Here is a 9,253-nt window from a genome sequence, read left to right as displayed (position 1 = left end):
CCGGCCTTACAACTGCCAGGAACCGATGTCGGCATTCACGCCATCGCCGTCAGGCTGGCCGTCGGCGCCGAGGGAAAAGATGTCGATCTCACCGTTGGCACCGGGATTGAGGTACTGATAAGGACGACCCCACGGGTCATTCGGCAGGCGCTCCAGGTACGAGCGCCAGTTGCTGTTCTTCGCATCGGCCGGCCGCTCCACCAGCACTTTCAGACCCTGGCTCTGGCTCGGGTAAGTGCCGTGATCGAGGCGATACAGCTTCAGCGCCTGCATCAACCCGCCAATGTCCTGCTTCGCCGCCGTGGCCCGCGCCTGATCCGGCCGATCAAGCACCTTGGGCACCACCATCGCCGCCAGAATCCCGAGAATCACCACCACCACCATGATCTCGATCAGCGTGAAACCCTGCTGCCCACGGGGCATGCGGCTCGGTCGACTGGGCTGTTTGAATTGCGCGATATCCATCTCGTCATTCCCTGGCTTGATTCGATTCGACGCGCAGTGTTGCAAGAAGATATGTCAGGGATGTTGAAAATCCTCGGGTGTTTTCGTCGTCAAGCCGTCAAGCACGGGGGTTAGCGTCGAGGGCTGTGTTTTGCCTCTGGGCCACTTATGCGAGCACGTTCCCGAGAAGCGGGTTTCACCCTGATTGAAGTGATGGTGGCGCTGGCCATCATTGCCGTGGCCATGTCCGCCGCCGTGCGCGTGGCGGGGTTGATGACGCAGAGCAGCGGGGTTTTACGGGATCGCTCGATTGCGATGATTGCGGCGCAGAGCCGGATGGCGGAATTGCGGCTGGAGGGGCGATTGCCGATGGGGGTCAAGGCGGTTGAGTGTGATCAAGGGCGGTTGTTGTTGCGGTGTGAGCAGGTGATTGGTACGGCAGAGAATGGGCGGTTGCTCAAGGTTGGGGTGCAGGTTTTTAATCGCAGCCAGGAGGCGCCGCCGCTTGCGCGGCTGGAGACGTTGCTTAGCCGGCCGGAAAGTCCTTAGCCCTACCCCCCCCTCGAAGCGTCGGACCACCAAGACCCTTTGATAGACGACCGGCTTCTCAACGGCACTTACTCGAACAGCCCTAGATATTCCGCCCAACCATACAAGGCCAGAATTCCCAGCAGAGAAAATGCATTCAATCGATATGGAATTTCGATCCACCGCCGCAAATTCAGCGGAAGGCGCCGGACATCTTCGAGGGCGTTCGGATTATCCAGCAACAGGCGCGAAGGACGCTTGCGAAGCAAAGCAGTGATCAGATTGAGCCTGTGCCTGCGCGCCCAAAAACCGGCACTTCCTTTCTGCGGGCAATTCTGGAGCAGATAACAATTTTCAAGGTGCGACTCGATTTCGGAAAGCTTGAAATACCCGACATAAATCATCACCAGAACGTTGGAAATGATCAGCACCAATAACCCAATGCCAGTGGCGGCGAACAGAAGTTTGATTTCAGTCATGGGGAGAGACTTCGTAAACCACTTCACCGAGGGATTGTTTTTCTCTTTGCCCCATTACAAAAAACCTCTGTATTTCCCGTAATGCCAAAGCACCGCAGTCCCGCCGCACACAAAATAGCCGACATGAAACGGACACGTAGCCCAGAACCTGAGTCCTCTGGGAAGGCGTTCAACGGCGTCGATCAGCAACGGTTCCTGCCGTTGGATACTCTTGGAGGTAATCAACCGGCTGACCTCTGCCATTCGAAGAGTTCTCCAGTGAAAACTCCCACCTGAAGAACGCCAGTCCGTGATCAGGTATAGCCAATCGTCAAAGTGGTTTTCCAGCGCTTCGAGTTTTGTATAAACGGCGTAGAAAATCATTGCGCAGTTGATGATGCCCAGCAGGATCAGCGTTCCACAGGCCCAAGCGAATGCTGATTGGGTGATTTCCATTATTCGGAATACTCGTAGATTTTTTGTCCTGAAAACTCACCACCACAGTTTTTCGCTTTGCCCCATTACAAAAAACCTCTGTATTTCCCATACAGCCAAAGCAGTGACGTCCCACCGCAGACGAAATAGCCGACATGAAACGGACACGTAGCCCAGAACCTGAGTCCTCTGGGGAGTTGTTGAACAGCGTCGATCAGCAACGGTTCCTGCCGTTGGATACTCTTGGAGGTAATCAACCGGCTGACCTCTGCCATTCGACGAGATCTCCAGTGAAAACTCCCACCTGAAGAACGCCAGTCCGTGGTCAGGTAAAGCCACTCGTCAAAGTGGTTTTCCAGCGCTTCGAGTTTTGTATAAACGGCGTAGAAAATCATTGCGCAGTTGATCACTGCGAGCAGGATCAGCACTCCCCAAGCCAAGGCATATACCGTGCTGTTGACTTCTATCATTCGGAATACTCGTAGATTTTTTGTCCTAAATACGCGCCACCTTCAGTCATCTGAGTTCCTGCCTCCACGGACGCTGCCGCACCGACCACAAGCACACACACCAGTTTTCCCATTCCTTTCAACTTCGCACATACCGCCGAACCTACTTTCTCGCCGAAATATCCACCAGCGAGAGCTCCGGCGGTACCGCCGACCATTTTCCCTCCCTCAACAAACCTCACTTGCCTGCATTCTGCCTCGCGGTCGGACGCGCATACCTCGTAGATTTTTGAGCTGGACGCGCCCAGTTGCAGACCTATGCCGAGATAGCCACCTCCCTTCATGAACTTCGCTGCTCTGGCAACGCCCGCAATGTTGGTTGCATATCCGGGCAGTTGTGCCGGTGCGCCTGCCTTGCCCCACCGGTGAACAATTCGGCGGCTGGACAATCCCAGTGCACGTTTGAGTTTTGGATGATCTGGCAGACCGGTGCCTTTGCGTACCAGCGGCCCAAGGCTGGCGTCCAGTTTCGCCATCAGACGCTTGCGTTTGGCAAAGAACTCCGGGGAATGCAGATGGCGATGTTGGGTGTATTGCTGCTGATGCAGTTGCTCCAACTCTTTGAGGGTGTTTTTCAATCCTTCCAGATGATGGCCGATCATGAATGACGCCACGCCCAATGTGCCCGCCGACACCTCCAGAAACGGCTCAATGACTTCATGATGCTCAACCATGAACGAAGCCTCTTCATCCGAGAGATCTTTCAACGCCTCGTTCACCTTTTCCGCAGCGGCCATCATCTGTGCTTCTTCGTGCCGGCACATGTAGTTGCGTGAATCGCTGAACAAGACCATTTGCCCTGGCTTGACCTGCTCACCGAGATGTCGATTGAGTGACCGGAATTCACGACGCAGTGATTCACCGGGCCTGACTTCGTACAACTCCCGTTCAAGCGCTTCGAGCGTCATGGATTTCTGAACAATGTGAAAACCCGATTCAGCGGGTTGCGGCAAGGTGTAGGCGTGTTCCTCCACCAGGTGTTGTGCGGGAGGTGGCTCGGGTTTGGGTTTGAAGGCGTTCCAGGAGGCGCCGCCGCTGTCTGTAGCCGTGCGCGGTTTCACCAGTGCCCACTCACCGTTACGCACAGCATCAATGAGTTTTCGCTCATTCGCGCCTTGCATGTAGTTCGAACGATGCAGGCCCATGGCGTTTAACAGGTCATCGAATCCGGGCAAGTCGTCCGGGCGATTCAATGCCTGTCGGAAGTCTTCCAAGGCTTGGTAGGAATCGAGGATCTGGTCGCGCTGGCCATGGAGTTCGCTTTGCGGGATAAGTCTGGTCACGTCCGTGTCCCGTTCTGAAAACGGGGGACTTTGGCGAACGGGCTCAGGTTTGAATGCAGGATGGATCGGTGTTCGTTGTAGGGAAAATCCGGATTTCTAGCTACGGGTTCCGGACCCGAATCATCAGTGCTATGCGCCAGCAGAGCCCAATAAAGACGACGCGGGTTAGTTACTGGTCTGTGAAACTCCGTCTGTTTAAGCGACTTTCTGAATACTGTTTAAAGACATCCACCGTTACTTCCTCAAGGCTACAACGCCTTGCGCCATTGCCTACGACTACGCCAGAATCCGCCGGCTTGTGCGTCTGGGGTGCGGGTTTTATCGTTTCCGGGTCACTGAAAAACAGTGATCGGGTTTGGTAGCCCGACCTCCCATATGACGCATTACGTCACCTAGCTCAGATACCTATTCGGCATCCGTTTTATGGTGGCCATGCGCAGGGCGCCCTCGGGCGCGCCGGATTTTCCATATGGGCCGGTCTACCAACCTTCGTATGGCCACCACCCCTCGTTTGGTAGCGAGAGTGATGGCTCCTTAAGTCCCATATGGAGATACATCTATGTTCAAGCCAACACCCAATCCCCCCGAAACCGACCCGGTTTCACCCTACAAATTTCCCGATTCCCGAACCCTCAACGAAGCCGCAGAACGCGCCCTCGATCACTACCTCACCCCGCAACAACGCATCATGGGCAGCCACACCAAGCACGATCCCATGTACCTGGCCAACCCGGCTTACAACACCGAATCCCTGCTGGCAAACGCCAGCGAATCATTGGGATCGGCGAGCGAAATGCTCAACAACTTTGCAGCCACGCTGGAGCCTGGTCATCGCAAGACGGCGATCGGGATTGCGCAGTTGGTGATGTTGAGCGAGCTGGCGGTGAATCAGGCGTTGGATCATGTTGAGGTGAAGACGTAAGCGGCTGGGCGCTGTAGATCAAAAGCCGGAAAGAAAATGGCCGAGGTTGTCAGGTGTGACTGACGACCTCGGCCAAATGAGCATTTTTTATTGTGTGCAGCAACGCTAGACAAAGCCGGACTTAACTGCGATCCCAAAGCTGATCATGACCAATAACAGAGAAATCACGCTCCATTGCAGCACTACCAGCTTGCGTTTAAGGGAGGCTGGGAAATTGGCTAGATCTTGAGAGTTCAGCTCGCCCCTTTTCAAATAAAAACTGGGGAACGTCACAATTCCCGAGATACCGCCTACAAGAAGAAGCTTTCCCCAAGGCCCACCATGCCGAAGCGGAGCGCGAGTCATGATGACTGAGCAATTCTTCAGATGCTCCAACATCAGATCCATCTTCGTATACGCAAGGTGCAAACAGACTCCTATCCAAAGAACAAGTCCTGCAAGATCCACGATGGCAATGAACAGAAGCACCTTATCAACAACGTTTAAACCCATTTACCTGCCTCGTAGATCTTCTCACCAGCCCATACGGCTGCGGTCTCCAAGGTTCAAACGGGGCTGAACAAGCACCTCATTCGGTTACCTGAGTACACCTGATTTCCCCAAAGCAACCAGCACAACCATCGCAGAAAGCAACAAGATTGCACTCCATTGCATCAATACAAGTTTCTGCTTGAGAGAGCTGGGAAAGCTCTCCACATCATCGGCGCTGAGCGTGCCGCGTCTCATATAGAAATTCGTGAATGTAACGAGACCAGAGGCGCCACCCACTAAAAGCAGCTTCCCCCACGCCCCACCGTGCTTTAACGCAGCTAACCTGGTGCCGGCAGAGCTGTTTTTGAGGTGTTCAAGGATCACGTCCATCTTGATGTGTGCGATGTAGAGGGCAATCCCGATCCAGATGAACATCGAGATAATCACTACGCCACACAATCCTCCGACTATCAGTTCAGCGGTATTCATTTAGTCACCTCGTAAATCACTTCGCCGAACATTTCACCGCCGGCGCCTCCTAACGCCCCGCCGGCAAATGAGCCTCCAGCTACGACTACCACGCCGCAAGCGAGGGTGCCTAATCCACCCGTAGGCACGCCAAGCCCCACACAGATTGCACCTACTACAGGCGCAGTCAGTGCTGCACCTGCCATCGCGCCACCGGCCACCCCACCAACGAAGCTACCGCCCTCCGTGTATTTAATCTTTTCACAGGCATCTTTATTACCAGCTGCACAAACTTCTTGAACCTTCATGTAAGAAGCCCCGCCACCTACGGCTGTACCCACCCAGCCGCCATACTTCACAACCTTGGCTGCTCTGGCGACACCTTCTGCGTGAGTGGCATAACCGGGTATCTGTCCCGGTGCACCGGCCAGAGTCCAGTGATGCACCAGGCTTTTGCTTGAGATACCGAGAGCTGATTTCAGACTTGGATGATCAGGGAAACCGATGCCCTTTCTGGTTAACCCGGTGAGCTGTCTATCAAGCTTGGCAAACAGCCGTGCACGCTCGTCAAAAAACTCCGAACTACGCAAGTGACCGTCACGCTGAAAACTTTTCTGATGCAGCGTTTCAATTTCCTTTAGCGAAGTTTTCACGTCTTCAAGATTCTTGGCGAAGATCGATTCACCGACACCGATTGATGTAGAGCCTTGCGAAAGAACGGATTCTATCTGGCTCCGATAGCGGACCATGAAACTCGCTTCTTCGTCGGACATGGGCTTGAGTGCCGCGTCCACTTTCTGAGCCGCTTCCATGAGCAACGCTTCTTCACGTGTGCACTGGGGATTGTTCGGATCGCTCAACACGATGAGCTGCCCGGGCTTGGCGTAACCGGTGACGTGAGGATTGAGGCGCGAGAATTTCTCAAGAGTTACGCCATCCGGCTTATCGAACAACGCTGCTTCCAGAGCAGAACGCGGCATGACTTGCTGAACGATGTAGAAACCGGGTTCCGCTATTGTCTTCGCCGCAGCCGGTTTCTCTGCCGGTGCCTCAGGGTATTCGGCCCAATACTTGGCGTGCAGATCGGTCGGTTCTACGCCACGGTAGACCTTTTTTCTTGGCGGGTTAGGTTGCGCGGGCCTCGGTACGTTTCCAATTTCACTCATGAATCATCCTTGTTCACTTCGGGAATCCCGGCTTGGGTTTCTGACAGTCCGACGCTATCGAAAAAGCCCAAATGCTGGCTGTAGGACAAAACCTAAAAAGCTGTGCCCAAACGGCTGATTCCTGCCATTCGCGGGGTGCGCAGGATAACTGGTGAGGGAGGATCGTTGTATGGCAGCAGATGGCCATCCACAGTGATTGCGGCCAGGCTATTCTGTGTTTAGCTGCCATCACGTCCAATAACGGCAGCTACTTTCGGCCAAAAAGGACGTACGCAAGTGGCCCAGAGTGTGTAAAAACGCTCATTACCTCATCGTCTTGGAGCAACAAACTTCGTCGGCTGAGCGATCGCATGGTTAGAGTCAAGGCTTGCATGGGTGACGACCTGGAGCACACCAATACTGTTTTACAGCCTCTGACCGGGTCAAAACCGGCCTTTTTTAGGCTGACAGCGCTTTCATTAAACCATTGGCACCAATGATTTTCATGACCCGTTTCAAGTTATAGGCGAGCACGTTCAAGCTCATCTCTGCACTCACCCCTGCCAGCTTTCGCGTCAGGAAATGCGTTGCACCCATCCATTGTTTAAGCGTCCCGAAGGGATGCTCAACTGTCCTTTTGCGGATTCGCATCATCTCCGGCGCGTTGCGCAGCCTGTCCTGCATTTTTTCCAGTACGGCTTCATGTTCCCAGCGTCGAACCCGTCGTTCCGTGCTCGGTGTGCACTGCGACTTCAGCGCGCAGCCCTGGCATTTCGAACTCCAGTAACGGTGCAACTTCAGACCTTTTTCAACGTTGCTATAGCGCCAGATCAGCGCTTCGCCAGCCGGGCATATGTATTCGTTTTTTGCCGAGTCATAGATGAAGGCATCGTTATTGAAACGCCCGTCTGCCTTGGCTCCAGAGGTCATTGGCTTGGGCACATAGGCGGTGATGTTGGCATCGTGACAAGCCAGGATTTGTTCGCTTTTGAAGTAGCCTCGATCAGCCACTACCGACAGCATTTCCGATGCCATCGCCTCGCGGGCCTGCTTGGCCATTGAGCTGAGTTGATCGCGGTCGGAGCCGACGTTATTCACCTCATGTGCAACGATCAAATGGTGCTGAGTATCGACTGCCGTCTGCACGTTGTAACCGACGATTCCAGTGCCGCGCGTCATCATGGAACGGGCGTCTGGATCGGTCAGTGAGACCTGTTTATCCGGAGATTCGTTGAGCTGGATTTCAATCGCCCGGAGCTCCTTCATTTGTATCTTCAGCTTGGCAATTTTCTCTTCCAGTCGCGCGGCGTTGGGCTCGGAAGCTTCGGGTTCTTGCCGATCGGCAGCATTGAGTACCGTCAGGTAACGATTAATGCTCGATTCAATTTCTTCCATTCGCCGCTTCAGTTTGGCGCTGGTGAAATTGCGATCGCGGTTGTTGACTGCCTTGAATTTACTGCCGTCGATGGCGACCAGATTTTCGCCGAACAGTCCCAACTGCTGACACAGCACCACGAACTGGCGACAGACGCCTCGGATGGCCTTGCTGTTGTCTTTCCGGAAGTTGGCGATGGTCTTGAAGTCCGGCATCAAACGCCCGGTCAACCACATCAACTCAACGTTGCGTTGAGCTTCTCGTTCCAGCCGCCGGCTCGACTGAATGCGGTTGAGATAGCCATAGATGTAGATCTTCAGCAAGATCGCGGGGTGGTAAGCAGGCCGCCCAGTATCGGCTGGAATGGCACTTTCAAAACCCAGATTGACCAGGTCGAGTTCGTCGACGAAGACGTCGACTACGCGCACCGGATTGGTATCGCTGACATAGTCATCGAGGCTCTCGGGAAGTAAAGTACTTTGGCCTCGATGTTCACCTTGAATAAAGCGCTTCATAGGCGATCCTTGCGATGATTTCCGAGGAAATTATAGGTGGTCGCGCAAGTTCAGAGAGCATTTTGGTGCAAAAATGCCAACAGAAAGTAGGGAATCACAATGGCTGAATACCGTTACACGAACGCGGACAGATTGAGTCAGCTTAAGAAACTAGAGTCAGCACTGCCCGAACTGATACAGATCGCTAGTTCCACTCCAGCGATGACTTACGTTGAAGATTATCGTGTGGCGCTGGCGAAGGCCGTTGAGCTTCAAAAAGAGGGCTTTACCCAAAATGAACTATCAGCCCTAGCACGAGCCATCCCGGATGTTTTCGATCGACATAAAGATTGGATGCCACCCATGCACCAGATAGAGACTGGTGAATGGGTTGAGCACGAGTGGTGGACGTTGCTTGATGAAAAATTACAACCTGTCCTGAATCTTGCCAGAACGTTACAAACGCTTGGGTACTACTAGTTACCTGCGGCAGCAATGTAGATTTATTCGCTTCCGATTTTGACGGCTTTCGTTTTTACACACTCTGGGCCGAAAGCAGACATTTACGACACATGTCCTTCAGTTGATCAAAAGCAATCAATCACGTCCCAGGCGATCCATACCCACCGCCCAACTGAACCATCCAAATAACTACCCCCTATAAAAATCACGGCCTAACCAACCTAGGCATCTCCACCCCCTCCCCCAACCTCTCCACCCC

General features: G+C 53.9%; 12 protein-coding genes. 3 read left to right on the top strand and 9 right to left on the bottom strand.

The genetic code is table 11. The features are described 5' to 3' along the window. Nucleotides 1-6: 6 nt before the first annotated feature. Nucleotides 7-465, bottom strand: coding sequence for a type II secretion system major pseudopilin GspG (gene gspG, locus CAF79_RS00060; RefSeq protein ID WP_011334561.1), 459 nt, complete (start codon nucleotides 463-465; stop codon nucleotides 7-9). 147 nt (nucleotides 466-612) lie between these two features. Between gspG and gspI the strand changes: the two genes are divergently transcribed. Further along, the gene (gene gspI, locus CAF79_RS00055; protein WP_085695868.1) at nucleotides 613-993 is read left to right on the top strand and encodes a type II secretion system minor pseudopilin GspI; all 381 of its coding nucleotides are present in this window, start codon (nucleotides 613-615) and stop codon (nucleotides 991-993) included. A gap of 68 nt (nucleotides 994-1,061) precedes the next feature. On the opposite strand, the gene CAF79_RS00050 is transcribed toward gspI, so the two are convergent. The 4 genes from CAF79_RS00050 to CAF79_RS00035 form a co-directional block, all read right to left on the bottom strand. Further along, nucleotides 1,062-1,451 (bottom strand): hypothetical protein, encoded by a 390-nt coding sequence (locus CAF79_RS00050; protein WP_085695867.1) that lies wholly within the window; start codon nucleotides 1,449-1,451, stop codon nucleotides 1,062-1,064. Between the two features lie 54 nt (nucleotides 1,452-1,505). Further along, nucleotides 1,506-1,886 carry a hypothetical protein gene (locus CAF79_RS00045; RefSeq protein ID WP_085695866.1) on the bottom strand — a complete coding sequence of 127 codons (381 nt, stop codon included), beginning with the start codon at nucleotides 1,884-1,886 and terminating at the stop codon, nucleotides 1,506-1,508. Between the two features lie 65 nt (nucleotides 1,887-1,951). After that, the gene (locus tag CAF79_RS00040) at nucleotides 1,952-2,335 is read right to left on the bottom strand and encodes a hypothetical protein (protein ID WP_085695865.1); all 384 of its coding nucleotides are present in this window, start codon (nucleotides 2,333-2,335) and stop codon (nucleotides 1,952-1,954) included. Further along, nucleotides 2,332-3,657 carry a hypothetical protein gene (locus CAF79_RS00035; RefSeq protein WP_085695864.1) on the bottom strand — a complete coding sequence of 442 codons (1,326 nt, stop codon included), beginning with the start codon at nucleotides 3,655-3,657 and terminating at the stop codon, nucleotides 2,332-2,334. Before CAF79_RS00035 ends, CAF79_RS00040 begins: the two co-directional genes overlap by 4 nt. Nucleotides 3,658-4,216: 559 nt before the next feature. Here CAF79_RS00035 and CAF79_RS00030 point away from each other — a divergent pair. Next, nucleotides 4,217-4,579 carry a DUF6124 family protein gene (locus tag CAF79_RS00030; RefSeq protein ID WP_085695863.1) on the top strand — a complete coding sequence of 121 codons (363 nt, stop codon included), beginning with the start codon at nucleotides 4,217-4,219 and terminating at the stop codon, nucleotides 4,577-4,579. A 105-nt stretch (nucleotides 4,580-4,684) separates the two neighbouring features. On the opposite strand, the gene CAF79_RS00025 is transcribed toward CAF79_RS00030, so the two are convergent. From CAF79_RS00025 to CAF79_RS00010, 4 genes are all read right to left on the bottom strand, one after another. Then, a complete protein-coding gene (locus CAF79_RS00025; protein WP_085695862.1) occupies nucleotides 4,685-5,071 on the bottom strand; it encodes a hypothetical protein in 387 nt (128 codons plus the stop codon). 84 nt (nucleotides 5,072-5,155) lie between these two features. Next, nucleotides 5,156-5,539, bottom strand: a complete 384-nt coding sequence (locus CAF79_RS00020) for a hypothetical protein (protein ID WP_085695861.1) — start codon at nucleotides 5,537-5,539, stop codon at nucleotides 5,156-5,158. After that, the gene (locus CAF79_RS00015) at nucleotides 5,536-6,684 is read right to left on the bottom strand and encodes a hypothetical protein (RefSeq protein ID WP_085695860.1); all 1,149 of its coding nucleotides are present in this window, start codon (nucleotides 6,682-6,684) and stop codon (nucleotides 5,536-5,538) included. Before CAF79_RS00015 ends, CAF79_RS00020 begins: the two co-directional genes overlap by 4 nt. A 438-nt stretch (nucleotides 6,685-7,122) precedes the next feature. Further along, nucleotides 7,123-8,553 carry an IS1182 family transposase gene (locus CAF79_RS00010; protein WP_085695859.1) on the bottom strand — a complete coding sequence of 477 codons (1,431 nt, stop codon included), beginning with the start codon at nucleotides 8,551-8,553 and terminating at the stop codon, nucleotides 7,123-7,125. A 99-nt stretch (nucleotides 8,554-8,652) separates the two neighbouring features. Here CAF79_RS00010 and CAF79_RS00005 point away from each other — a divergent pair, with 99 nt between their 5' ends. After that, the gene (locus tag CAF79_RS00005) at nucleotides 8,653-9,012 is read left to right on the top strand and encodes a hypothetical protein (protein ID WP_085695858.1); all 360 of its coding nucleotides are present in this window, start codon (nucleotides 8,653-8,655) and stop codon (nucleotides 9,010-9,012) included. Nucleotides 9,013-9,253 lie beyond the last annotated feature (241 nt).

The sequence above is a fragment of the Pseudomonas sp. B26(2017) genome, from assembly GCF_002113045.1.
GTDB lineage: Bacteria > Pseudomonadota > Gammaproteobacteria > Pseudomonadales > Pseudomonadaceae > Aquipseudomonas.
Note: the sequence above shows the minus strand (reverse complement) of the source record. Positions and strands in the feature narration are given on the sequence as shown.